Genomic DNA, 25,098 nt, shown 5'->3' with positions numbered 1-25,098 from the left:
GGGCAGATTGGCCCGCGACCCCAAAGCGGGCGTCACGAAAGCTCGGACGAGGACGATGCCATGCCCCTGCTGCGCCGCCAGTTCCTGCAGATCGCAGCGGGTGCAGTCGCGCTTCCGGCCGTGTCGCGCGTGAGCTGGGCAGAAACCTATCCGTCGCAGCCGGTGCGTGTGATCGTCGGCTTTGCTGCCGGCGGCCCCAACGACATCCTCGCGCGCCTGATCGGTCAGTGGCTGGCGAAGCGGCTCGGCCACCCGTTCGTCATCGAGAACCGCCCTGGCGCCGGCAGCAACATCGCCACCGAGGCTGTCGTGCGCGCGTCCCCCGACGGTTACACCTTGCTCCTGGTCGGCTCGCCAAACGCCATCAATGCGACGCTCTACGAGAGACTCAATTTCGATTTTCTCCGCGACATCGCGCCCGTCGCAAGCTGCATGCGCGGCGCTCTGGTCCTGGTGCTCCACCCGTCGGTACCGGCCAAGACGCTTCCTGAGTTCATCGCCTACGCCAAGGCGAATCCCGACAAGCTCTCCTACGGTTCAGGCGGTGTCGGCGGGATCACGCACATCACGGCCGAACTGTTCAAGATGATGGCCGGCATCGACATGGTGCATGTGCCCTATCGGGGCATAGCGCCCGCGCTGACCGATCTGCTGGGCGGACGGGTGCAAGCCCTCTTCGCCAACCCGGCTCAGTCGATTCCCTACACAGGGGCCGGCCGGCTGCGCGCCCTGGCTATCACCACCGCCAGTCGCTCGGAGGCGCTACCCGACATCCCCGCCGTGAGCGAGTTCGTTCCGGGATATGAGGCAAGCTCCATCTTTGGCTTCGGCGCGCCCAAGGACACGCCCGCCGAGATCATCGACAGGCTGAACAAGGAGATTGCTGCCGTCGTCGCCGAGCCGGAGGTCAAGGCTCGGATTGCCGCCCTGGATGGCACGGTGCTTGTCGGCTCGCCCGCCGATTTCGGCAAGGTCATGGCCGAAGAGACCGAGAAGTGGGGCAAGGTGATTCACGCGGCCAACATCAAGACCGAGTGATATCCCAACGCGCGGATATTCGTGGCCTAACCAGCCGGATCCGAGATCGCTTCGATATAGCGCTGCACGGAACGGTCGAACGCGGCCCTGGCGCCATCGGCGATGTTCTTGCCCCACCAGGCACCATAGATGCGATCGAAGGCGAGCGGCGCGATCGCTTGCGCGATGCCGCGCACGGCGGTGGCGTTGAGCGGGATGTAGTTCGGATAGCTGTACATGAAGCTGACCGAGCGGCGATCCATCGCCACCATCGCGATGTCCCCGGTGAGGAGCGCGCCGCGGCCCTCGGCGCCGCGCCGCCAATGCAGCACGGTGGCGCCGGCGAAATGGCCGCCGGCGCGCACCAGCAGGATGTCGTCGGAGATGCGCTGGCTGTCGCCGCGCCAGGGCACGATCGACGGATAGGACCGCGTCACCCATTGCGCGTCGTCGCCATGCAGATAAACCGGCGCGTCAGCGAAGGCCGCGCTCCAGTCGGCGGCCGCGCCATAATAATGCGGATGCGAGACCGCGATTGCCGTCAGCCCGCCGAGCGACCTGACATGAGCAATTGCTTCTGCAGTCGCCAGCGGCACGCAATCCCACATCACGACGCCGCCGCCATCGGGCACCAGCAGTGCGCGTTGCCCGATCGCGAACGACGGCTCCAGCGAAAGCCCGACGAGGCCGAGATCATCGCGAAAGCCGAGCTTGCAGCGCTGCGCGAGCTTCTCGCGGGTCAGCCACACCTGTCCCCTCCAGTTCACGAATTGCCGCTCGTCCTCGCAGATCGCGCAGGACGGGGGCGGCGCCGCGGCGTCCGGAAATTGCGCGCCGCATTGTTCGCAGGTCCAAAGGGGCATGGGGAATCCTCCACGGAGAAGGTAATGCAAAAAGACGCGCCCGCCAGAGGAAGGGCGGCTCGTTAAGAGCCGCGTGATCGTCGTCACGCTGCAAACGGCCTGGCCCCTCTATGTTCTCTGTTGAACCCTGGATATGGCAAGATCGACCAATCCGTATTCCCAGATCTCGATCATGCTGGCAGCAACGAAGATGGCCATGACACCTCCCTACGACGCAAAGCGCCAACCAATGGTCACGGACGAGTCCCTCGTCCTCGCCATCTATGTGCTGTACGGCGTCGGCTATTTCACCGGGATCTCGGCGCTGATCGGCGTCGTCATCGCGCATGCCAAGGTCGACGATGCCGAGCCCGCGCTGCAGTCGCATTTCCGGTTTCAGATCAGGACGTTCTGGATCGGCCTGCTGTACCTCGTGATCAGCATTCCCTTGAGCGCCGTGCTGATCGGCCTTCCGCTTCTCGGCTGGTGGTTCGTCTGGTCGCTGGTCCGCATCGTCAAGGGCGGCCTGCTGGTCACTGAGCACAAGTCGATCGCCAATCCGCAGTCCTGGCTGTTCGGGTAGCGCGGCGTTTGTTCGCCGCAGCATAATGCTTGCGGCCAAGCTCCATCTGGGCTGAGCGGCCACGTCCTTCAAACGACGAAGCATTCGCGCGGCGCGACGAGGCTGCTTCATATTGGTTCCCGCATAGCATCTGGAATTGGCGCCACTTGCCAGAACGGCCCATCCTATTGGCTAACGAGCCAAATCCCGCCCCACACTAGAGCAAGGACCAACATTCCTGAAAGGCCCATCATCGTACGAGCCCCGGGACCATATTTTATCGGCTTATCTTCATCGAGGCCGCTCATGGCAACCTTGAACGAGATGTACGCGCCATTGATCGCGCAGAAGCCGATAAAGTGTACCCAAACTTTGCCTATGATATTCATGCTGCGCGGATGTCCCATCAGAAATGACATAACGAGACCGATGGCAGTGATGCCGAGTAACAGGAAGATCACAAGCCACGCCGTATCCTCGGTCTTACTCATTTGGCTCACCTTCAAATGCCGCTGTCAGGCCTAGCGTAGCTATTTGGAGTATCCTTCGGATAGGTGCTTCTTCTTAAGCGTCAGGTGTCCTCGCGAAGTACGACCGAGCAGTGTGCGACGCGCCGCTTGTCAAGATGGTTGCCGAGGGAGCATTATACACGTCTTGTTCGGAATGGCTCGAATTTGAACGCGCACGTCTCATGATTCTGGATTTGTCCCAGCTTAAACGTGAAGGCTATTTGCTCCTCAGTGAGGTTGACGAAGGCGATTTGGCCGGCACAGCTCAAGAGTTGGGGCCGTTGAGGGTCGATCCGCGAAGTCCTGAACCAATTCGCGACATTCGGCCCCAAGATTTGGAGTCGGCTAAGCAGAACACGCTGTCCAGTCGGTACGGTACTGGCGCATTCCCGTTTCACACCGATGCAGCGCATTGGGATCACCCGGCCCAGTATCTGGGCTTGTATTGCGTCGATCCGGGTGAGGGGAGGCGCGCCACCATGCTTATAGACTCCCGGGTCTGGGCACTTGACGATGATGAACAAGACTTGGCCTGTCGCGCGTTGTGGGCGACCGGTCACGTGCGGCCCCGTCTCTGCACTTTTGCGAAGGAAACTGGCAGTGGTCTCGAAATCCGTTACGATATGGACTGCATGAAGCCGATGACTAGAGAAGCGCACAGCCTGAAAGCGTTACTCGAAGCTCGAATACAAGATTGCAAAACGACGCAAATTCAGTGGAAGCCGAAAGATCTTCTTATCATCGATAATCGGCGCATGCTTCACGCTCGGGCAAGCAGCGCGCGGCCAGATACAGGTCGCCTTTTGAAACGTATGCTTATTGGGGGAGATCGGAATGCAGTCTTGGAACTCTGACGGGCTTTGGCTTAAGGCAAAGTTCTTTATGGATAAGGCAAGCGAGTCAGAGCACGGCTCGTCCGAGTTTGCCTTCAATGCGGCATTGGCGATCGAATGCCTCGGAAGAAGCGCCCTGACAAAAGTGCATCCGGTCTTAAACGCCGATCCACGCGATGATGCGAACATACTCTATGCCTGCGGCTATGCTTTCGCAAAGCCAAGGTCCTTACCCGCTCATTCGGTTTTCATTCGATTAGAAAAAATAATTGATCCGTTTCAGAAGCAGCATCGCGAAGTATGCGAGTTTCTGGCGCTACGACGAAACGCACATCTCCACACGGCGGATTTGCCTTATGAGAACTTGAAAACGAGCACGTGGCTTGCGCGATTCTACGAAACAGTTGCGATAATTCACGATTTTCTGCAGAAACCGTTGGATCAATTCCTAGGTAAAAAGGGTGCGGAGGCTGCTGTCGCATTGATCAAGACGTTGAATGCAAGCGTATTGAGTGCGGTTAAAAGCAAGATCGCGGCTCACTCGGCAGTTTTCGCAGCAAAACCTGCAGCCGAACAGAAGAAGCTTCACGAAGCGGCGAACTCAATCATGGCAGGGCCGGGTTACAATGAAGAAGCATGCATGTGCCCTTCGTGTACGGGCAACGGAAAGCTGACGGGATCTAGGTTCAAGGAATTGCCGGAGCAGTATGCTGATGGTGAGCTTTACAACGACGTCGAGTACCTCAGCACATCGTTTTATTGCCAATCATGTAACTTGTCGCTCGGCTCTATCGAAGAAATTGCTCATGCGGGACTGCCAACGCACTTCACAAAAGGCGAGTCTACGAGTCTGCACGATCTGTACGAGCCTGAGCACTTTCGGGAATACGACAACATGTAGATTCCAGGACATGTCTCGGAGCTGACTTTGCATTATAGGCGACGGGCCGCCCGTCTACTTCAACCGCTTGTCGGCCGCGATGAAATCAATGAACGTCCGCACCTTGGCGGAGAGATATTTGCGGCTCGGATAGACCGCGAACAGTTTCCCTTCGAAGACGATCTGCCGGGGGAACACATGTTCGAGACGGCCGGCGGCGACGTCGTCCGCGATCAGCCATTTCGGCAGAAAGGCGAGGCCCATGCCTTCGAGCGCCGCCATATGCAGCAGCGTTTCGTTGCCGCTGCGCAGCACCGGATTGAACTTCACGGTCTCGCTGCCCTGCTCGCCCCGCAAAGTGAAGCTGGTGCCCGGCGCATACAGTGCGTAGTGAAGCAGTGCCTGGCCGGACAGATCGGCCACACGCTTAGGGCGGCCGATGCGCTTGAGATAGGCAGGCGAAGCCACCATGTGGAATGGCACCATGGTGATCGGCCGCGCGATCAGGGCCTCATCAGGCGACCCGGTTGCGCGGAGGGCGAGATCGAATCCCTCCTCGACCAGATTGACCAGCCGTCCGCTGAGATCGACGTCGAGCTGCACCTCGGGGTGGCGCGCCTGATAATCGGCGAGGACTCTTGCGAACAGCGGATTGGCCATCCAGACCGGCGCGGTGAGGCGCAGCATGCCGCGCGGCACCACGGTCGCCCTGCTGACGGCGGATTCGACCTCGTCGAGGGATTCGAGCATCTGCCGCGCCTGCTCGAAATACAGCGAGCCGCTCTCACTGAGGCTGACGCGGCGGCTGGTGCGGTTCAGCAGGCGGGTGCCCAGCCGCTTCTCGAGTTGCATCACATGCTTGCTCGCCATCGCGGCCGAGATGTGCGCCCGCTTGGCCGCGGCGGCAAAGCTCTTCAGCTCGGCCACTAGGCAAAACACCCTCATGCTGACCAGCGTGTCCATGAGATCATCAACATCTGGGAAATGAACTGTCCATGAAACCGATAATGATCAAGGAACAGGAAAGTATCAACTGGTGGGGACCGCAAACCCTTCATGGAGTTACGATGTCGACCACCACCCTCGCCTCCGCCGCCCCGGGACGCCCGCTCCGCGCCGGCCTCTGGATTGCGCAGATCCTGATCTTCCTCGCGTTCGGGTCGGCCGGGCTGGTGAAACTGCTCACCCCGATCCCGCAGCTCGCCGCGATGATGCCGTGGGCCGGCGAATATCCGGAGACGTTCGTGCGGCTGATCGGCGTCATCGATCTCGCCGGCGGCGTCGGCATCCTGCTGCCGGCGCTGACGCGGATCGTGCCGAACCTGACGGTGCTCGCCGCGCTCGGCTGCAGCGTGCTGCAGGTGTTCGCGCTCGTCTTCCATCTGTCGCGCGGTGAGGCCGCGGTCACGCCGTTGAACCTGGTGCTGCTGGCGCTTTCCCTGTTCGTGCTGTGGGGACGCGGCCGCAAGGCGCCGATCGCCGCGCGGCAGTTCTGAGCGGCCGATGACGGCGCCTCCGATCGCGCGCTCGCGCCGCGCACTGCTCGCCGGCGCAACGCTCCTCACCGCGGCGAGCTGCGCTCCCGCCGCGACGCCGAAGAGAGATCGCCTGGTCGACGGGGTCGTGATCCTGATCGACAGCAACGAGGCCTACGTCGCTGGACATGCAATCAGCTACTCGGCCAATCTCGCCAAACACTTTGCCGCGCGCGGCAAGCGGGTGCTGATCGAGGTCGTTGCCAATGGCAAGGGCATCGACCTGTTCCGCGCTGACAGGACCATGCTCGCCGAACCGCTGGCGACGCTGCGGCAATCCGTGCCTGATCTCACCTACAGCATGTGCGCGTCGTCGAAGGCGATCGCGGAAGCCAAGGAGCAGGTGCGGATTTCACTGATCGCCGGCGCAGGCCTGGTGCCCTTCGGCATCGGACGCGTCGTCGATCTGCAGCACGAAGGTTGGGCCTATATCCATGCGTGACGATCCGGCATTCAGCCGACGAACCATCCTGCTGGCGGCACCCGCGCTGATTGCGGCATCACGCGCGGATGCGCGCAGCGATGATCCCTGGCCGCCGACCTTCGAGACCGGACGAAGCCAGTTCACAGTGGTGCGTCCGCGCGCGCCGATGCCGCAGCTGAGGCTGCGCGACCTGCATGGCAAGGACGTGTCGCTTGCGGCAAAGCCGGGCCGCGTCCTGCTGATCAATTTCTGGGCGACCTGGTGCGCGGCCTGCCGGCTGGACCTGCCGGTGATCGCCGCCCTTGCGCGATCGCGCGCGGACCGGCTCGACGTCTGCGCGATCTGCACCGATGTGCGCGAACCCGGAAAAGTCCGCGACTATCTCGGTCACACGAATGCAGCGGGGCTGACGAGCTACATCGATGCCTACGGCGTCGCGGCCGATCCCAAGACATCGTCGGACGCCGTCTTCCAGCTCGTCGCGATGCCCATCACCTACCTCGTCGGCACCACTGGCCAGATCGAGGGCTACATCACCGGTGCCGCCGACTGGCTCTCGCCTGCGGGCGCGGACCTGCTGCAATTCTATCGGCAGCAGGCCCGCTGAAGCGCGATCAATCACAATGGCGCTTCGGCTCGCCCCCTACTGCGACCGGTCCGAGGTCCAGCCCTTGTAGTCCTTGACGTTGTCGCGCGTGACGAGCTTTGACGGCAAGAGCTCGACGGGCGATGCGGGCTTCTTGCCATCGAGGATGCTGACGCCGACCTGCACCGCGCGGCGGGCCATGAAGAACGGATCCTGCGAGGCCGAGGCCTGGATCTGCGGCGACTGCGGATCCTTCAGCGCGGCCTCGATGTCGGGCGCGCCGTCGACCGCCGTGATGACGATGCCGCTGCGGCCCTGCTGACGCGCGGCGAGATCAGTGCCGATCGCCTGCGGATCGTTGATGGCGAAGATCGCGTCGATCTTGGCAAAGCGCGTCAGATAGCCCTGCGCCACCGTCAGCCCGCCCTCGCGCGAGCCCTTGCCGTCCTGATCGCTCGACAGCACCTTGATGCCGGCATTCTTGCCGAACACATTCTTGCAGCCGACCACGCGGTCGATCACCGCGGAGACCTGCGGCCCGTTCTCGATGATCACGTCGCCTTTGCCGCCGAGCTTGTCGACGATGTACTGACAGGAGATTTCGCCCGCTTGCACGTTGTTGGTCGTCACGGTGGCATCGGCGCCTTCGGCCGCGGTGTCCACGGCGACGACGATGATGCCGGCGGCCTGCGCCTTCTTGATCGCGGGGCCGACCGCCTTCGGGTCACCCGGATTGAGCAGGATCATGTCGACGCCGGCGGCGATGAAATTGTCGATCTGGGTGACCTGCTTGCCGAGATCATATTCGAAGCCGACGGTGGTGATCTTCACATTCGGATTGGTCTTCTTGGCCTCGAACTCGGCGCCCTTCGACAGCGCGACGAAGAACGGGTTGCCCAGCGAGCCCAAGGAAATGCCGATCGACTTGAGCTCCTTGGCTTGGGACGGCGCGGCACTCAGGACGAGCGCCATCGCGGCGCCGGCAAGCAGAAACGTCTTCAACATTGGCTTCCTCCCTGGTCTGTTTGAATTTCCACCACGGCGACCAGTTGCCGGAGCGGATCCCCTCGATAGTTAGGTCCGCGCCGAGCCCTGCAGCCGGTAGCGGTCGAGCGCGACCGCGCCGATGATGACGAGGCCCTTGATGACATATTGCCAGACGTCGGAGACGCCGATCAGGATCAGCCCGTTCGACAGCACCGCGATGATCAGCGCGCCGACCAGCGTGCCCCAGATCGAGCCGATGCCGCCGACGAAGGAGGTGCCGCCGAGGATCACGGCGGTGATGGCGTCGAGCTCGTAGGACTGGCCGAGTTGCAATCCGTTCGCCGCATAGAGCCGCGCCGCCTGCATGGCGCCGCCGAGGCCCGCGAGCAGGCCGGAGACCGCATAGACGAAGATCAGCACCGCCCAGACCTTGATGCCGGCGAGCCGCGCCGCGCTCTCATTGCCGCCGACCGCATAGATGTGCACGCCGAGCACGGTGCGTTTGAGCACCAGCCACGACACCAGGATCACGAGCACCGCGATCACCCAGAGCCAGGGGATCGTGAGCAGGCCGGGAATGAGCGTGAGCGAGCCGTTGCCGATGAAGGCGTAGGGGATCGACGGGTTGAACACCGTGGTATCGGCGCCGAGCAGCCGCGCCACGCCGCGCACCGCCGTCAGCGATCCCAGCGTGACGATGAAGGGCGGCAGCCGCAGGAGCGCGATCAAGCCGCCATTGAGGACGCCGAAAACGGCGCCGGTGAGCACCGCAGCCGGCAGCCAGAGCGGCCCGAGATCGGGGAATTGGGAGATGATCAGCCCGGCCATGGCTGATGCCGCGAGGATCGAGCCGACGGAAAGATCGATGCCGCCGGTCAGGATGACGAAGGTCATGCCGGCGGCGAGCACGGTGTTGACCGCGGACTGCTGCACCACGATGCCGAGGTTTTGCCCGGTGAAGAAGCGGCCCTCGGAGAGGAAATGGAAACCGAGGCACAGCAACAGCAGCACCGGCAGCATGCCAACTGCACGAATGAACGTCCGCGTGCGCTGACGCCTGGTCTCCTGCGCTGCTGCGAGCGCGGGCGCGGTAGCGGCTTTCGCGGCGGCTCCGTTCTCAGGCATCGACATGCTCCACTCCGGTGGCAAGCGCCATGATCTCCTCCTGACTGAAATGCGCGGCCGCCGTGCGCGTCAGCTCGCCGGCGATCCGACCCTCGCGCATCACCACGACGCGGTCGCAGATGCCGATGATCTCCGGCAAGTCCGACGAGATCACCAGCACGGCAGTGCCGGACTTGGCGAGATTGTCGATGATCGAATAGATCTCGGATTTGGCGCCGACATCGACGCCGCGCGTCGGCTCGTCGAGGATCAGAATCTTTGGCGTGATCGCGAGCAGGCGCGACAGCAGCACCTTCTGCTGGTTGCCGCCGGACAGCCCGCCGGCGGTAACGTTGATATCGGCGGCGCGGATGCCGAGTGCGGAAAACGCTTTCTTGGCGCGATCGCGCGCCTTGTCGCGATCGAGGATGCCGCCGAATTTCGCGTCACGCCCGAGCACCGCGAGGTTGATGTTGTCCTTGCAGGACATGTCGAGGAACAGGCCGAGCGCCTTCCGGTCCTCGGTGAGATAGGCGATGCCGGCGTCCAGCGCCTCACCGGGCGTGCGGATGGTCACGGGCTTTCCTTCGATCTCGACATGGCCGGACACCAGCTGCGCCGCACCGATGATGAGATGCGCCAGCTCGGTGCGGCCTGCGCCAACGAGACCGGCGAGGCCCACGACCTCGCCCGCATGCACCGTGAGCGAGCAGCCCTTGACGCGGCCTCCGTCGGCGAGGTCGACGGCGGCGAGCACCTGCGCGCTCTGCCGGGCCATGGAATCCTTCGTGGGATCGTGCTCCTTCTTGTAGAACGACGAGACATCGCGCCCGACCATCATGCGGACGATGGTGTCGGCGCGGATTTGCGGCTTGTCGAGCGCGCCGACCAGCGTGCCGTCACGCAGCACGGTGACGCGGTCGCCGAGCGCGTAGACCTCGTCCATGCGGTGCGATATGTAGATGATGGCGAGCCCCTCGGCGCGGAGCTGGCGGATCAGGACGAACAGCCGCTCGCTCTCGCCGGCTGACAGCGCCGTGGTCGGCTCGTCCATGATCAGGATTTTTGAGCGAGCGTGCAGCGCCCGCGCGATCTCGACCAGCTGGCGCTGGCCCATCGACAGGCTGGCCACCAATGTCGACGGCGCAAAATCGGCGCCGAGCCGTTCCAGGATCGGCCCGACGGCGGCCTGCATCGCATCGCGCGCCAGGAGGCCGCTGCGCGACACCTCGCGGCCGAGATAGATATTCTCCGCCACACTGAGGTTCGGCGCGAGCGAGAGCTCCTGATAGATGATCGCGATGCCGGCGGCGCGGCCGCCGAGCGGGCCGTGGATATGCACCACCTCTCCGTCGATGCGGATCTCGCTGCCGGGATCGGGCCGGTAGGCGCCCGACAGGATCTTCATCAGCGTCGATTTGCCGGCGCCGTTCTCGCCCATCAAGGCATGGATCTCGCCGGGATAGACGGTGAGGTCGACGTCGCGCAGCGCCTTGATACTGAAGAAAGACTTTGAGACCCGGCGCATCTCGAGGATGGGCTCGCTCATCATACCTCCCCGGCACGCCGTTGACGGCGTCACGTCCCACCCGCGTCTCGTTTTCGATTTTGCGCGAGTGTGCGCATTAAACAAAAGGCCGCGACGTAGGGCAATACCTCCCGGCACGTCGCAAACGCGGCGATCGAATTATCTTTTCGTGACGGAACCAATCGCGACGTTTTGCGTTTGCCGCGGCCGATAGAGACTACGCCAATGCGGGAGACGCGCGGCATAGGCCGAAGCGAGCGCACGGTCAGGCGCAAATGTTTCTACACGTTGCGGCGCAGTACAGACCGCGTCGACCGTCTCCCCGGTGACAGCCAGACGCGCCAACCGCGCCGCGCCGAACGCGGCACCGGTCTCGCCGTCGGCGAAGCGATGAACGGGAATGTTCAGGACATTGGCCAGCACCGCCAGCCAGAACCGCGAGCGCGAACCGCCGCCGATCACGTCGGCTTCCGTAACCGCGATACCTGTCTCGGCCAGCACATCCCGGCAATCCGCCAGTGCAAAGGCCACACCCTCGAGCACGGCCTGCACGATCGCGCTGCGATCGGTGGCATGGCTGATACCATCGAGCATGCCGCGCACCTCGGCATCGTCATGCGGCGTGCGCTCGCCGGAGAGATAGGGCAGGAAGCTGACCGGCGACGGCGCGCTCGGACGCATCCCCAGCGGTGCCAGCAATTCAGCCTCGGATGCGCCGAGCAGCCGTGCGGCCCAGGCAAGACATGAGGCCGCCGAGAGGATCGCGCCGGCCTGGATCCACATGCCGGGCACCGCGTGACAGAAGGTGTGCACGATCCGCTCCGGATTGGCGGCGACACGATCTGATGGAACGAGAAGCGCGCCGGAGGTGCCGAGCGAGATGAACGCCGCGCCGGGCCTGACCGCGCCGATGCCGACAGCCCCCGCCGGATTGTCGCCGGCCCCACCGGCCAGCATCGGGCGCTTGATCATCCCCCAGCGCTGCGCCAACGCCTCGCGCAGCCGCGCCGTTGGCGCCGAGCCCTCCACCAGGCGTGGCATCTGGCGGCGCGACAGGCCGGTCGCGGCAAGCCCCTCATCCGACCAATCGCGGCTGTTCACGTCGAGCCACAGCGAGCCCGAGGCATCGGAGACATCCTCGATCGCCGCGCCGGTCAGCACCAGGCGCAGATAGGCTTTTGGCTGCAGCACGAGCTGCGTCGCCGCAAATATCTCCGGCTCGTGCCTGGCGATCCACACGAGCTTCGGCGCCGTGAAGCCGGGCATCGCCTTGTTGCCGGTGGCCGCGCGCAGGCCCGGCCAGCGCCGCTCCAGCTCGGCGCATTCGGCGGCCGAGCGGCCGTCGTTCCAGAGGATGCACGGCCGCAGCGGTTTGAGATCGGCCCCGAGCAGCGTCGCGCCGTGCATCTGGCCGGATAACCCGATGCCCGCGACCGCGGCGAGCTCGCGCGGATGATCTGCCTTCAGCGCGTCGAGCGTCGCGAACGCGGCTTGGATCCACTGGGCGGGATCCTGCTCGCTGAAGCCGGGTTGCGGCGAGCCTGTTGTCAGGGCCTGACTGCGGCTCGCCACCACGCGCTGCGCGGCGTCGACCAGCACGGTCTTGACCGCCGAGGTGCCGAGATCGATTCCGAGATACATGCCGCCCGCTCAGTTGCCCGGCAACGGATGCAGCTTCGCCAGCTCGTCGATCGACAATTTGGCCTCGCGCGCCGAGAGCGGGAAACGCACGATCACGTCCTGGCGACCGATCTGGCCCCAGAGCCCTTCCGGCGACCATTTCTGCGGCTCCGGCCCGCGCGGCCCGTCGAGCCAGACGAAGTACCATTGCTGGGTCTGGGTCATGACGCGGTAGCCTACAACATCGGCGCAGAAATTGCTGCGTCCGAAGGCACGGCTCGCCTTCACCGCTCCGGCAGCGCGCGGGTTGTGGAGAGGCACGAGCCGCCCCTATCCTGTCCATGTTCAATCGCCAAGGAACCGCCATGAGCGACGCCGACCATCAAGATCATTCGCCCGACGACGCACGCTTCCTCAGGCAGTCCTTCGCGGTGGCGAAGCGGGCCGTCGGCCATGGCAATCATCCGTTCGGGGCGGTTCTGGTCGACCAAACCGGCCGGGTGCTGCTCGAGGCCGAGAACAGCTTAATGCCCTCGCATGACGGCACGGCGCATGCCGAGCGATTGCTGGCGACGCAGGCCTGCACGACGCTGCCGGCCGACGCGCTGAAGACCGCGACGCTGTATTCATCCGCCGAACCCTGTGCGATGTGCGCGGGCGCGATCTACTGGGCCGGCATCGGCCGCGTGGTCTATGGATTGAGCGAGCACCGGCTGCGCGAGATCACCGGCAACCATCCGGAGAATCCGACGCTCGATTTGCCTTGCCGCGTGGTGTTCGACAGCGGCCAGCGGCCGATCGCGGTGGTCGGCCCGCTGCTCGAGGACGAGGCCGCCGCGCTGCATGAGGATTTCTGGGCGAGGTAACTGCCCTCGCCTCACATAAAAATGTGGCGCCGCGTGGTGAGGACGCGGCGCCACAAGTATTCCACCCGTGGAACGGATCAGGTGGTCAGAACTTCACCGTCACGCCGCCATAGACGGTGGACTCGGTGCAGGAGTTGGTGCTCTGGCCGGTCGCCGCGACCGTGCAGACCCCGGGCATGGCGTTGTGGTCGAGGCCAAACTTGTTCTGCCAGTAGCGATAGGCAACCCAGAGATCGACGAAGTGCGAATACTTCGGACCGTAGAACGCCTTGCTGGCGTCGAAGGTCAGACGGATCGGCTCGCTGTTGAACTCGGTCTTCGAGGCCGTGCTGAAGCGGCCGATGCCGGACAGCGCAGGCAGGCCGTTGGAGTCGCCCTTCGGTCCATACCAGCCGGCGCGGCCGCTGATCGACCAGAACTGCATGTTCTCCGGCAGGAAGCCGAGATCCATGTAGTAGTTGACTTCGACCGCCCAGGTCGGGCGGTAGCTGACATTGCCGTCCGAATTGCAGCTCGTGCCGGGGATCGCGCCCGCGAACACCGTGCCGCACTGGGTGAAGGCGTTGTGATTCAGGAATTCCCAGTACAGCAAGGGCGCGACGTTGATGTAGCCCTTGTAGGGCAGGTCGAAGGCGAACTGCAGACCGGCGACCATGTCGCGCTTGGCGGGCGCCAGGAAATTGTTCTCGGTGTTGGCATCCATGCCGACCTCGAACGAGATGTTGTGCAGCGGCCCCATGGTGAAGGCCTTGGTGTTGAATATCTCGTTCCAGCCGAAGGTCGAGCGGAACAGGCCGTAGATTTCGGTCGCGCCGGCGCAATCGCCGGCTCCGAAGCTCGAGGTCAAGCCGGGCGCGATACAGGGCGAGGCCGGGTCGTTATGGCCGGACTTGAACATCGAGATGGTGAAGAAGTTGGTGCCGTAGGCCCAGGCGTCGAAATGGGTGAAGGAGTAGACCTGCTTGGGCGTCTTGCCATTGATCGAGCCGTTGGGCTGGACGCTCCACATGCCGGGATCGGTGCCCTTCGGCATCCAGGAGAACGACACGCGGTCGTCGATGACAAGGAAGAAGGGAAGCTCCGCCGGCGCCTTCTTGGCCTTGACCGGAAGATCGGCTGCCGCGGCGAAGCCAGCCGGAATCAGCGTGGCGAGCGACAAGGCAGCAGTCGCCAATGTTCTGCGAAGACGAGACATCCAAATTACCCCCAAGTTGAGTTCAAACGATCGAGCCCTTGAGCGCGACCCTTGCGCCGTTCGCGGCAACTGCGAAGCCTCAACTTTCCCCACGGCATGCTCTGCGTTTGATCAGGCAATTCCGCTCCGCGTGCGCTCTTCGCCGGAGCAAGATGTTGTCGCGGCAACCTTCGATGGAACCGCGAAAGTTCGGATTTTGCCGATTCTGATTGGGGATTCTGCGACGTTTGAGCGCAGGCGTTTGCACCGTCGGGCACACCATCACACCGTTTTCAGCGCGCGCAAACGGGGCGAGCCGTTCTGCTCAACTTCGCGTCAGCGCTGACTAGCGATGTTCGATTCGTGTGGACCGTCACAATTCTGCAACAGCGTTTTTCGGCAAGCCACCTCGACTCCGGCGCGCGCCATTCGTCCGCAACCCGGCGCAGCCAAACGGGAATTCTGCCGAAGGGTTGAGCAAGCGCTGGCGCTTTTTCCCCACTTACGCCGTCGCCAAAACTAGCCCAGTATTGAGGCAGTCATTCCCTGGGACGCTTTCGCAACGCATGTCAGACCTCTCGCCCGCCGCGCTGAACCCCGGCGCCGTGCCGCTGCTCCGGACGGTCGGCCTGACCAAGCGCTACGGCTCCTTCCTCGCCAACGACAAGGTCGACATCGATATCTGGCCGCAGCAGATCCATGCCCTGCTCGGCGAAAACGGCGCCGGCAAGTCGACCCTGGTCAAGACCATCTACGGCCTGATCCAGCCGAGCGAGGGCAAGATGCACTGGCAGGGCCAGCCGATGGTGTTATCGGGGCCGTCGGAGGCACGCGCCCACGGCATCGGCATGGTGTTCCAGCATTTCTCGCTGTTCGACAATCTGACGGTCGCCGAGAACGTCGCCCTCGGGCTCGACGGCGCGGAATCCTTCAAGGACGTGTCGGCCCGGCTTGAGCAGGTGTCGCGGACCTATGGCCTGCCGCTCGATCCCAAACGCGAGGTCTGGCAGCTCTCGGTCGGCGAGCGGCAGCGCATCGAGATCGTCCGCGCGCTGATGCAGGACCCGAAATTCCTGATCCTGGACGAGCCGACCGCGGTGCTGACGCCGCAGGAGGCCGACCAGCTCTTCATCGTGCTCGAGCGCCTCAAGGAAGAGGGCCGCGCCATCCTCTACATCAGCCACAAGCTGGAAGAGGTGAAGCGGCTGTGCGACACCGCCACCATCCTGCGCGGCGGCAAGAAGGTCGCGACCTGCAATCCGAAGGCGGAGACCGCGGCATCCCTGGCACGGATGATGGTCGGCGGCGAGATCAAGAAAGTGAAGGCCGCCGCAAGCCGGCAGATCGGCGTCCCCCGCCTCGTCGTCAACGACCTCTCGCTGCTTCCCGACGATCCCCACGGTGTGCGGCTGGAGCACATCTCCTTTGAGCTGCGCGGTGGTGAAATCCTCGGCATCGCCGGTGTGGCCGGCAACGGCCAGGATGAATTATTTGCAGCGTTGTCGGGCGAGCGGCTGTCGAAGGACCCGCTCACCGTCGTCATCGACGGCCAAAGCGCCGGCCATCTGTCGATCACCCAGCGCCGCAAGCTTGGCGCCGCCTTCGTGCCGGAGGAACGGCTCGGGCACGGCACGGCGCCGCGGATGCGGCTGTCCGAGAACGCACTGCTCACCGGACACGCCGCCAGCAACATGGTGCAGCATGGCTTTGTAAACACGGCGGCGACGCTAAAGACCGTCGATCGCGCGACTGAGACGTTCGACGTGCGGAAAGCAAAACGCGATCCGGAAGCCGCGAGCCTGTCTGGCGGCAATTTACAAAAATTCATCGTCGGCCGCGAGATCCTGCGCCAGCCCGGCGTGCTGGTCGTGAACCAGCCGACCTGGGGCGTCGACGCAGGCGCGGCCGCCGTGATCCGGCAGGCGCTGCTCGACCTTGCCGCGCGCGGCGCCGCGGTGCTGGTGACCAGCCAGGACCTCGACGAGCTCGCCGAGATCACCGACCGCATCGCCGTGATGTTCCACGGCCATCTCTCAGTGCCGCTGCCGACCGCAGAGGCCAGCCGCGAGAAGCTCGGCCTGTTGATGGGCGGCAGCAGCATCGAACCGACGACGGAGGCGCCGCATGCAGCTCGTGCTTGAGAAGCGCGCCGAACGCTCGACGGGAATCGCGCTGGTGTCGCCGCTGATCGCGATCGCGCTGACGCTTGTTACCATGAGCATCCTCTTTGCCATTCTTGGAAAGAATCCGATCGCGGCGCTCGGCGTCTATTTCATCGATCCCCTGACCGACAGCTATTCGCTGCAGGAGATCGCGGTGAAGGCGACGCCGCTGGTGATGATCGCGATCGGGCTGTCGCTCTGCTATCTCGCCAATGCCTGGAATATCGGCGCTGAAGGCCAGTTCCTGATGGGCGCGGTCGCCGGCAGCTGGCTCGCGGTGAAGACGCAAGGCACCGACGCCGGCCATTGGGTGCTGCCGGCGATGCTGCTGCTGGGTGCGATCGCCGGCGCGCTCTATGCGCTGATCCCCGCGCTCTGCAAGGTGAGGTTCGGCGCCAGCGAAATCCTGACCTCGCTGATGCTGGTCTATGTCGCCGACCTCCTGCTCGACTATCTCGTGCGCGGCCCCTGGCGCGATCCCAAGGGTTTTAACTTTCCGACCACGGCGGAGTTCGACCCGGTCGCCACCGTGCCGGTGCTGATCGAAGGCGGCCGGCTGCATTTCGGTTCGATCATCGCGCTGGCGGTGGTGGCTGCCGGCGCCGTGCTGCTCGGCCGGACCATCAAGGGTTTTGAGATCCGCGTCGTTGGTGCAGCGCCGCGTGCGGCGCGGTTCGGCGGCTTCAACGCCAACCAGCTGGTGCTCGTGACCTTTGCGATCTCGGGCGCACTGGCCGGCCTTGCCGGGATCATCGAGGTCGCCGGCCCCATCGGCCATCTGCAGCCGGGCATCTCGCCCGGCTATGGCTTCACCGCGATCATCGTCGCCTTCCTCGGCCGGCTGAACCCGGTTGGAATATTAATTGCAGGACTTTTCCTCGCATTGACCTTTATCGGCGGCGAGCAGGCCCAGATCGCGATGAAAATCCCGTTGGACGTCACCAAAGTCTTCCAGGGCATTTTGCTGTTCTACGTGCTCGCCTGCGATTCCCTGATCCTCTACCGCTTCCGGTTCATCTCCGCGTCGCCCAAGGTGCAAAGTGGGGCTCATTGAGGCCATCATGCTGTCGGTGCTGGCGGCCTCGACGCCGCTGCTGCTGGCTGCGACCGGCGAGCTCGTGACAGAGCGCGCCGGCGTACTCAATCTCGGCGTCGAGGGCATGATGATCGTCGGCGCCGCCTGCGGCTTCGGCGGCGCCTGGCTGTCAGGCTCGATCATCATCGGCGCGCTCTGCGGCATCGTCGCGGGCATTCTGATGTCGCTGATCTTTGCGCTGATGACGTTGGGACTTGCGGTCAATCAAGTCGCGACGGGCCTCGCGCTGACCATTCTCGGCATCGGACTGTCGGGCCTGATCGGGGCGCGCTTCGTCGGCGAGAAGATCACGCCCGCCCCGCACCTGCACATTCCCGGCCTGTCGGACATTCCGCTGGTCGGCCGCATCCTGTTCGGCGAGGACGGCTTCGTCTACCTCTCGCTCGCGCTGATCGTCGCGGTCTGGTACGTGCTCTATCGCACCCGGCCCGGCCTGATCCTGCGCGCCTGCGGCGACAACCACGTCTCCGCCCATGCGCTCGGCTATCCCGTGCTGCGCATCCGGATGTATGCCGTGATGTTCGGCGGCGCCTGCGCCGGGCTTGCCGGCGCCTACCTGCCGCTCGCCTATACACCGTTCTTCATTCCCGGCATGACCGCCGGCCGCGGCTGGATCGCGCTGGCGCTGGTGGTGTTCGCCTCATGGCGGCCGGGACGGCTGGTCGCCGGCGCCTATCTGTTCGGGGCGGTGACCATTTTGCAATTGCACGCGCAGGGCGCCGGCCTCGGCGTGCCCTCGCAATTGATGTCGGCGCTGCCTTATCTCGCGACCGTCATTGTGCTCGTGCTGATCTCGCGCGCGCGCAGCGGCGGCTCGACCGCGCCAGCGGCCCTCGGCACCGTGTTCGTACCCGATCGATGAATACCCCGCGCGCGCGGAAATGGGGCGTCGCGCGCCGGGGATTGTGTTTGTTAGCCCATAGGAGAAACCCATGAGAAAGATTCTCGCAGCAGTCGCCGCAGCGCTGCTCGCCACCGGCGCGGGCCTGTTCAGCGCCTCCGCCGCCGACAAGCTGAAGGTCGGCTTCATCTATCTCGGCCCGATCGGCGACCTCGGCTGGACCTATCAGCACGACCAGGGGCGGCTGGCGCTCGTCAAGGAGCTCGGCGACAAGATCGAGACCACCTATCTCGAAAACGTCAGCGAAGGCCCGGACTCCGAGCGCTCGATCGAGCAGCTCGCGCGCGCCGGCAACAAGCTGATCTTCACGACCTCGTTCGGCTACATGGAACCGACGCTGAAGGTCGCCAAGAAATATCCCAACGTGCATTTCGAGCACGCCACCGGCTACAAGCGCGACAAGAACATGTCGACCTATTCCGGCAAGTTCTATGAAGGCCGCTACATCCAGGGCCTGATCGCAGCCAAGATGTCGAAATCAGGCGTGCTCGGCTATATCGGCTCGTTCCCGATTCCAGAGGTGATCTCCGGCATCAACGCCACGATGCTGGCGGCGCAGACCATCAATCCGAACATCAAGGTCAAGATCATCTGGGTGAACACCTGGTTCGATCCCGGCAAGGAGGCCGACGCGGCGAAGGCGCTGATCGACCAGGGCGCTGACGTGATCATGCAGCACACGGACAGTCCGGCCGCGATGCAGGTCGCAGCCGAGCGCGGCAAGCTCGCCTTCGGCCAGGACTCCGAGATGATCAAGTTCGGCCCGAAGACCCAACTCACCTCGATCATGGACAATTGGGGGCCCTACTACATCGAGCGCGTCAAGGCCGAGCTCGACGGCAAGTGGAAGTCCGAGGACACCTGGGACGGCCTGAAGGAAAAGATGGTCGTGATGGCGCCCTACACCAACATGCCCGACGACGTGAAGAAGCTCGCCGAAGACACCGAAGCCGCCATCAAGGCCGGCACGCTGCATCCGTTCAAGTGCCCGATCATCGGCCAGGACGGCAAGGAGGTCGAATGCAAGGACGGCCATTTGGCGGACGGCGCGATCCTCGGCATGAACTTCTACGTGAAGGGCATCGACGACAAGATTCCGGGGAAGTGATCCCTTCACCTCTCCCCGCCCTTGGCGGGGAGAGGTCGAAATTCAAGCACAGCTTGAATTTCGGGTGAGGGGCGAGGCAGGCGGCTTCAACGCGCACAGCTCGCCGAAGACAGCGCTCCTAACACAATCGACAAATCATTTGCGGTGAGAGCCCCTCACCCCAACCCTCTCCCCGTGAAGAACGGGGAGAGGGAGCCAAGCCTACCCCGCATGCATCGCGCGCGCGGCCGCGCTGTGACGGCGGATCAAATCCGGCACGTCGAGCCCGGGAATCGCGCCGTCAATCACTACCCATTTCCCCGCGACCATCACCCGATCAGCCCGATGCGCGCCGCACAGCACGACTGCGGCGAGCGGATCGCCGTGACCGGAGAAGCGGAGATCATCGAGCCTGTACAGCGCCAGATCCGCCGCCTTGCCGACCGCGATCTCGCCGAGCTCGGGCCGGCCGACGCAGGCCGCCGAGCCCCTGGTGGCCCAGCGCAGCGCGTCCTTGTGGCTGATCTTCGCGACGCCATAGCGCGCCCGCTGCAACAGGAACGCCGCGCGCACCTCCTGCATCAGATTGGAGGCGTCATTCGAGGCGGAGCCGTCGACGCCGAGGCCGATGCCGACGCCCGCCTCTTCCATCTCGCAGACCGGGCAGCAGCCCGACGCCAGCAGCTGGTTGCTGCACGCGCAGTGGCTGATGGTGGTCCTGGCCTTGCCGAGCCGCTTCATCTCATCGGCGTTGAAGAAGATGCCGTGGGCGAGCCAGGTGCGCGCGTTGAGCCAGCCGCACTGCTCGAGATAGTCGAGCGGACGGCAGCCATACATCTGCTGGCAGAATTTGTTCTCGTCTTCGGTCTCGGCGAGGTGAGTATGCAGGCGGACGTCGAGCTGGTCGGCAAGATCGGCGGTGGCGCGCATCAGCGACGTCGTCACCGAGAAGGGAGAACATGGCGCCAGCGCGATCTGCACCATCGCATCCGCGCCGCGCTGATGATGCCTGGCGACCACCCGGGCGCTGTCGGCAAGGATCGTGTCCTCATCCTGCACCACGCTGTCGGGCGGCAGGCCGCCGTCGCGCTGCGACAGGTTCATCGAGCCGCGCGTCAGCAGCACGCGGACACCAAGCCGCTGGGCCACGCCGACCTCGATATCGACGGCATCTTCGAGGCCCGCGGGGAACACATAATGGTGATCCGTCGTCGTCGTACAGCCGGACAGCAGCAGTTCCGACATCGCCACCGTGAAGGCGAGCTCGAGCGCCTCCGGCGTCATCCGCGCCCAGACCGGATAGAGCGCCTGCAGCCACGGGAACAGCTCGCGGTCGAGCGCCGCCGGCAACGCCCGCGTCAGGGTCTGGTAGAAATGATGATGGGTGTTGATCAGCCCCGGCAGCACCACATGTGCAGAGGCGTCAAAGACGGCGGCGTTCGGCGTCGCGGGCTGCTGCCCGCGGCCGACCAGCTCGATGATTTTGCCGCCCTGGACCACGACGCCGCGCTCGGTCCCGTCGGCGAGGATGGCAAGGGGGTCCCTGATCCAGATCGGCTGCGTTTGGTCCATGATCTCTCCCGAGGCGCGATGCCGTTCCAATGCAAGGACTGTCCCAATTTCCAAAGAGCAATTTCAATGACAATTGGCGCCGGTCTTGCAAGACTTCATAATCAAGGATGCATCCGGTTGAAAGCGTTGGCGTATCGATGGACTTGAACACGATCACGGAGGTCGCCCACCCCACGGCGCGGGCCGAGCTGCCCGCCTGGGCGGCAGGCGATGCCTGGCTTGCGGGCGGGACCTGGCTGTTCTCCGAGCCGCAGGCGCATCTGACGCGGCTGATCGACCTCACCGATCTCAAATGGCCGGCGCTGACGATCGACGATACGCATCTGACCATTGCGGCAACCTGCACCGTGGCGCAACTCGACGGCTTTGCCTGTCCGCCGGACTGGATCGCAGCTCCCCTGATCAACCAGTGCTGCCGCGCCTTCCTCGCCTCGTTCAAGATCTGGAAGACCGCGACCGTCGGCGGCAACATCTGCATGTCCTTGCCGGCCGGCCCGATGATCTCGCTGACCTCGGCCCTCGATGGCATCTGCACGATCTGGCAGGCCGATGGCGGCGAGCGCACAATTCCGGTCGCGGAGTTCGTCACCGGCAATCAGGCGAACGTGCTGCAGCCTGGCGATCTGCTGCGACAGGTCGAGATTCCCTTTGCCGCATTGAAACGCCGCTCGGCATTTCGACAGATCTCGCTGACACCGGTCGGCCGCTCGGCCGCGCTGCTGATTGGAAGCGTCGATAGCAATGGTGTCTTTGTGCTGACGGTGACGGCATCGACCGTGCGGCCGATCAAGCTGTCCTTTGCCAGCATCCCAACATCCGATGAGCTGTGCGCTACAATCCTGCATCACATCACCGACGACCTCTATCACAACGACGTCCATGGCAAGCCGCTGTGGCGCAAGCACATGACGTTGCGGCTGGCGGAAGAGATCCGCGCCGAGTTGCAGGTGCGGCCATGACGTTCGAGATCAACGGCAAGATTTTTTCCGAGACGCCGCGCGCCGGGCAGTGCCTGCGCACGTACCTCCGCGACACCGGGCATTTTGGTGTCAAAAAGGGTTGCGACGCCGGCGATTGCGGGGCCTGCACCGTGCTGCTCGACGGCGAACCCGTGCATAGCTGCCTGATCCCGGCATTCCGCGCCGAAGGCCATGCGGTGACGACCATCGAGGGCCTCGCGCCCGATGGCGGCATCCATCCGCTGCAGCTGGCGTTCCTCGATGCGCAGGGTTTTCAATGCGGCTTCTGCACCTCGGGCATGATCTTGACCTGCGCGTCGCTGAACCAGGCGCAGCGCCAGGACCTCGGCGCATCGCTGAAAGGCAATATCTGCCGCTGCACCGGCTATCGTTCGATCGAGGATGCGCTCGACGGCAAGAGCAATATCGAGGATGTGCCGGCCGGCGAAGCTTTCGGCCGCAGCCTGCCGGCGCCGGCGGGTCCGCTCGTGGTGCGCGGCGAAGCGCGTTACACTTTTGACACAGCGATCGAAGGCCTGCTGCACGTCAAGCTGCTGCGCTCGCCGCATCCGCACGCCAGGATCGTCGCGATCGACAAGACGGAGGCGCTGAAGGTTGCAGGCGTGCACGCCGTGCTGACGCACGAGGACGCGCCGGACCGGCTGTTCTCGACGGCGCGGCATGAGCGGGACTGGATGGATCCCGACGACACCAAGATTCTCGACAGTGTCGTGCGCTTCATCGGCCAGAAGGTGGCCGCGGTCGTTGCCGAGACTGAAGCGGCCGCGGAGGACGCCTGCCGCAAGCTGAAAGTCGACTACGAAATCCTTCCCGCCGTATTCGATCCGGCCGCGGCGATGGCCGAGGGCGCGCCGGTCCTTCACGGCGACAAGACGACGGCGCATCGCGTCGCCAACTCCGCGCGCAACGTAGCCGCCGAAACCCATGGCGAATATGGCGACGTCGCCCGCGCGCTGGCGGAGGCCGCCGTCACCTACGAAGGCACCTTCACCACGCAACGCGTGCAGCACGCCGCGCTCGAGACCCATGGCGGATTGGCGTGGATCGACGCGGCGGGCATCCTCAACGTGCGCTCCAGCACGCAGGTGCCGTTCCTGACGCGGCGGACGCTGGCCGATCTGTTCAACCTGCCGTCCGAGAAAGTGCGCGTGTTCTGCGAGCGCGTCGGCGGTGGGTTTGGCGGCAAGCAGGAGATGTTCGTCGAGGACATCCTGGCGCTCGCAGCCCTTCGCACCGGGCGGCCGGTGAAGCTGGAATTGACCCGTGAGGAGCAGTTCATCGCGACCTCGACGCGGCATCCGATGCGCGTCGCGGTCAAGGCCGGCGCCGACAAAGACGGCAAATTGACAGCGCTGCAGCTCGACGTGATCTCCAACACCGGCGCCTACGGCAATCACGCCGGCCCGGTGCTGTTCCACGCGGTCGCCGAGAGTTTGAGCGTCTACAATTGCCCGAACAAAAAGGTCGACGGCATCGCCTGCTACACCAACACGGTGCCATCGGGCGCCTTCCGCGGCTACGGCCTGCCGCAGGCGCTGATCGCGGTCGAGGCTGCAATCGACGAGCTGGCAAGGCAGCTCGGCATCTCCCCGTTCGAGATGCGCCGCCGCAACGTCGTCAAATCAGGCGATCCCATGCTCGTGCCGCCCGGCTCGGAGTATCACGACGTGGTCTACGGCTCCTACGGGCTCGATCAATGCCTCGACCTCGTCGAGCGCGCGATGGCGGCCGATACATCATCATCGCAGTTCTCTGCCGACTGGATGATCGGCGACGGCATCGCGCTGACCATGATCGACACTGTGCCGCCGGCCGGGCATATCGCCGATTGCGCAATCGCACTGCGCGACGATGGCGGCTTCGAGCTCACCGTCGGCACCGCCGAGTTCGGCAACGGCACCAGCACGGTGCATCGCCAGATCGCAGCGTCCGCGCTTGCCACCACGGTCGACCGCATCCGCCTGAAGCAGTCGGATACCGCGCATGGCGGCCACGACACCGGCGCCTATGGCAGCGCCGGCGTCTTCGTCGCCGGCCGCGCCACGCAGGCGGCTGCCGAAAATCTCGCGCGTGACCTGAAGGCGCTGGCCTCGCACATCACCGACGCCGATCCTTCGTCTTGCGTGCTGGAGGACGGTCACGCGGTCTGCGGCACGCAACGTCTCTCCTACACCGAGCTCGCCCGATCGGCGCGCGGCAGCGGCCGCAGCCTGGCCGCGAGCGGCACGTCGGAAGGTTCGCCGCGCTCGGTGGCGTTCAACGTCCAGGGGTTTCGCGTCGCGGTGAACAAGGGGACCGGCGAGGTCAGGATCCTGAAAAGCGTGCAGGCGGCGGATGCCGGCCGCGTCGCCAATCCCATGCAGTGCCGCGGCCAGATCGAGGGCGGCGTCGCGCAATCGCTCGGCGCTGCGCTGTATGAGGAGATGGTGATCGACGATACCGGCCGCGTCATCAACGCCAAATTCCGCGACTATCATCTGCCGTCCTTTGCCGACGTGCCGCGCACCGAGGTGTATTTCGCCGACACATCAGACAGCATCGGCCCGATGGGCGCGAAGTCGATGAGCGAGAGCCCGTACAATCCGGTCTCCGCCGCCCTCGGCAATGCGATCGCGGATGCCACCGGCATCCGCTTCACCGAGACGCCGTTCAAGCCGGACCGGCTGTTTCCGAAGCTGCTGGAGAGGTTCGGATAGTCTCGTGCCCCGGACGCGGCGCAGCGCGTAGCGGTGCGCTGCAGAGCCGGGGCCCAATCTTGACGCGGCACCATGGGTCCCGGCTCTGCGGAGCAGCGCCATAGCGTGTCGAAGACGCGCGTAACCGCGCTGATGGC

General features: G+C 64.5%; 24 protein-coding genes. 14 read left to right on the top strand and 10 right to left on the bottom strand.

The annotated features are described in order from the left end of the window. Window positions 1–60: 60 nt before the first annotated feature. Complete coding sequence (locus JQ604_RS22490; protein WP_212361853.1) at window positions 61–1,038, top strand: Bug family tripartite tricarboxylate transporter substrate binding protein; 978 nt, start codon at window positions 61–63, stop codon at window positions 1,036–1,038. Between the two features lie 26 nt (window positions 1,039–1,064). Here the strand turns inward: JQ604_RS22490 and JQ604_RS22485 are convergent, their stop codons facing one another. Beyond that, window positions 1,065–1,880, bottom strand: coding sequence for an MBL fold metallo-hydrolase (locus JQ604_RS22485; protein ID WP_212361849.1), 816 nt, complete (start codon window positions 1,878–1,880; stop codon window positions 1,065–1,067). A gap of 133 nt (window positions 1,881–2,013) precedes the next feature. Between JQ604_RS22485 and JQ604_RS22480 the strand changes: the two genes are divergently transcribed. After that, a complete protein-coding gene (locus JQ604_RS22480; RefSeq protein ID WP_212361846.1) occupies window positions 2,014–2,442 on the top strand; it encodes a DUF4870 family protein in 429 nt (142 codons plus the stop codon). Window positions 2,443–2,606: 164 nt separating this feature from the next. Here the strand turns inward: JQ604_RS22480 and JQ604_RS22475 are convergent, their stop codons facing one another. Beyond that, window positions 2,607–2,912, bottom strand: coding sequence for a hypothetical protein (locus JQ604_RS22475; protein ID WP_212361843.1), 306 nt, complete (start codon window positions 2,910–2,912; stop codon window positions 2,607–2,609). 200 nt (window positions 2,913–3,112) lie between these two features. Here JQ604_RS22475 and JQ604_RS22470 point away from each other — a divergent pair, with 200 nt between their 5' ends. Then, window positions 3,113–3,784, top strand: a complete 672-nt coding sequence (locus JQ604_RS22470) for a TauD/TfdA family dioxygenase (protein ID WP_212361839.1) — start codon at window positions 3,113–3,115, stop codon at window positions 3,782–3,784. Next, window positions 3,765–4,664, top strand: coding sequence for a hypothetical protein (locus JQ604_RS22465; RefSeq protein ID WP_212361836.1), 900 nt, complete (start codon window positions 3,765–3,767; stop codon window positions 4,662–4,664). Before JQ604_RS22470 ends, JQ604_RS22465 begins: the two co-directional genes overlap by 20 nt. Before the next feature lie 54 nt (window positions 4,665–4,718). Here the strand turns inward: JQ604_RS22465 and JQ604_RS22460 are convergent, their stop codons facing one another. Further along, a complete protein-coding gene (locus tag JQ604_RS22460) occupies window positions 4,719–5,606 on the bottom strand; it encodes a LysR family transcriptional regulator (protein ID WP_212361833.1) in 888 nt (295 codons plus the stop codon). Between the two features lie 104 nt (window positions 5,607–5,710). Between JQ604_RS22460 and JQ604_RS22455 the strand changes: the two genes are divergently transcribed. Genes JQ604_RS22455 through JQ604_RS22445 form a run of 3 tightly spaced genes read left to right on the top strand, consistent with a single transcriptional unit; the run spans window position 5,711 to window position 7,209 of the window. Then, window positions 5,711–6,139: a DoxX family protein gene (locus tag JQ604_RS22455; RefSeq protein WP_212361830.1), complete on the top strand. Its 429-nt coding sequence runs from the start codon at window positions 5,711–5,713 to the stop codon at window positions 6,137–6,139. A gap of 7 nt (window positions 6,140–6,146) precedes the next feature. Beyond that, window positions 6,147–6,620 (top strand): DsrE family protein, encoded by a 474-nt coding sequence (locus JQ604_RS22450; RefSeq protein WP_212361825.1) that lies wholly within the window; start codon window positions 6,147–6,149, stop codon window positions 6,618–6,620. Beyond that, window positions 6,613–7,209, top strand: a complete 597-nt coding sequence (locus JQ604_RS22445; protein ID WP_212361821.1) for a TlpA disulfide reductase family protein — start codon at window positions 6,613–6,615, stop codon at window positions 7,207–7,209. Before JQ604_RS22450 ends, JQ604_RS22445 begins: the two co-directional genes overlap by 8 nt. Window positions 7,210–7,245: 36 nt before the next feature. Here the strand turns inward: JQ604_RS22445 and JQ604_RS22440 are convergent, their stop codons facing one another. The 5 genes from JQ604_RS22440 to JQ604_RS22420 form a co-directional block, all read right to left on the bottom strand. Next, window positions 7,246–8,193, bottom strand: a complete 948-nt coding sequence (locus tag JQ604_RS22440) for an ABC transporter substrate-binding protein (protein ID WP_212361818.1) — start codon at window positions 8,191–8,193, stop codon at window positions 7,246–7,248. Between the two features lie 69 nt (window positions 8,194–8,262). Next, the gene (locus tag JQ604_RS22435; protein WP_212361815.1) at window positions 8,263–9,300 is read right to left on the bottom strand and encodes an ABC transporter permease subunit; all 1,038 of its coding nucleotides are present in this window, start codon (window positions 9,298–9,300) and stop codon (window positions 8,263–8,265) included. Continuing rightward, the gene (locus JQ604_RS22430; protein ID WP_212361812.1) at window positions 9,293–10,828 is read right to left on the bottom strand and encodes a sugar ABC transporter ATP-binding protein; all 1,536 of its coding nucleotides are present in this window, start codon (window positions 10,826–10,828) and stop codon (window positions 9,293–9,295) included. Before JQ604_RS22430 ends, JQ604_RS22435 begins: the two co-directional genes overlap by 8 nt. A gap of 138 nt (window positions 10,829–10,966) precedes the next feature. Further along, window positions 10,967–12,448, bottom strand: a complete 1,482-nt coding sequence (gene xylB, locus JQ604_RS22425; protein WP_212361807.1) for a xylulokinase — start codon at window positions 12,446–12,448, stop codon at window positions 10,967–10,969. A gap of 9 nt (window positions 12,449–12,457) precedes the next feature. Continuing rightward, window positions 12,458–12,748, bottom strand: a complete 291-nt coding sequence (locus tag JQ604_RS22420) for a hypothetical protein (RefSeq protein WP_249158560.1) — start codon at window positions 12,746–12,748, stop codon at window positions 12,458–12,460. 44 nt (window positions 12,749–12,792) lie between these two features. Between JQ604_RS22420 and JQ604_RS22415 the strand changes: the two genes are divergently transcribed. Then, entirely contained in the window at window positions 12,793–13,293 is a 501-nt protein-coding gene (locus JQ604_RS22415) for a nucleoside deaminase (RefSeq protein WP_212361804.1), read from the top strand. Between the two features lie 85 nt (window positions 13,294–13,378). On the opposite strand, the gene JQ604_RS22410 is transcribed toward JQ604_RS22415, so the two are convergent. Then, window positions 13,379–14,488, bottom strand: coding sequence for a hypothetical protein (locus JQ604_RS22410; protein WP_212361801.1), 1,110 nt, complete (start codon window positions 14,486–14,488; stop codon window positions 13,379–13,381). 545 nt (window positions 14,489–15,033) lie between these two features. On the opposite strand from JQ604_RS22410, the gene JQ604_RS22405 reads away from it, so the two are divergent. The 4 genes from JQ604_RS22405 to JQ604_RS22390 all read left to right on the top strand — a co-directional run bounded on the left by JQ604_RS22405 (window position 15,034) and on the right by JQ604_RS22390 (window position 19,734). Next, window positions 15,034–16,608: an ABC transporter ATP-binding protein gene (locus JQ604_RS22405; protein ID WP_212361796.1), complete on the top strand. Its 1,575-nt coding sequence runs from the start codon at window positions 15,034–15,036 to the stop codon at window positions 16,606–16,608. After that, on the top strand, window positions 16,592–17,683 hold the full coding sequence (locus JQ604_RS22400; protein ID WP_212361793.1) for an ABC transporter permease: 1,092 nt from the start codon (window positions 16,592–16,594) through the stop codon (window positions 17,681–17,683). Before JQ604_RS22405 ends, JQ604_RS22400 begins: the two co-directional genes overlap by 17 nt. Then, window positions 17,670–18,587: an ABC transporter permease gene (locus tag JQ604_RS22395; protein ID WP_212361790.1), complete on the top strand. Its 918-nt coding sequence runs from the start codon at window positions 17,670–17,672 to the stop codon at window positions 18,585–18,587. Before JQ604_RS22400 ends, JQ604_RS22395 begins: the two co-directional genes overlap by 14 nt. A 70-nt stretch (window positions 18,588–18,657) precedes the next feature. After that, window positions 18,658–19,734, top strand: a complete 1,077-nt coding sequence (locus JQ604_RS22390) for a BMP family ABC transporter substrate-binding protein (RefSeq protein ID WP_212361787.1) — start codon at window positions 18,658–18,660, stop codon at window positions 19,732–19,734. 201 nt (window positions 19,735–19,935) lie between these two features. Here the strand turns inward: JQ604_RS22390 and JQ604_RS22385 are convergent, their stop codons facing one another. Then, entirely contained in the window at window positions 19,936–21,285 is a 1,350-nt protein-coding gene (locus JQ604_RS22385; protein WP_212361784.1) for an 8-oxoguanine deaminase, read from the bottom strand. A 137-nt stretch (window positions 21,286–21,422) separates the two neighbouring features. On the opposite strand from JQ604_RS22385, the gene JQ604_RS22380 reads away from it, so the two are divergent. Beyond that, window positions 21,423–22,244: an FAD binding domain-containing protein gene (locus JQ604_RS22380; protein ID WP_212361779.1), complete on the top strand. Its 822-nt coding sequence runs from the start codon at window positions 21,423–21,425 to the stop codon at window positions 22,242–22,244. Further along, entirely contained in the window at window positions 22,241–24,961 is a 2,721-nt protein-coding gene (locus tag JQ604_RS22375; RefSeq protein ID WP_212361774.1) for a molybdopterin-dependent oxidoreductase, read from the top strand. Before JQ604_RS22380 ends, JQ604_RS22375 begins: the two co-directional genes overlap by 4 nt. Window positions 24,962–25,098: the final 137 nt, after the last annotated feature.

The sequence above is a fragment of the Bradyrhizobium jicamae genome, from assembly GCF_018130695.1.
In the GTDB taxonomy this organism is placed as follows: Bacteria; Pseudomonadota; Alphaproteobacteria; order Rhizobiales; family Xanthobacteraceae; genus Bradyrhizobium; species Bradyrhizobium jicamae_B.
This window is presented reverse-complemented; position numbering and strand designations above follow the sequence as displayed.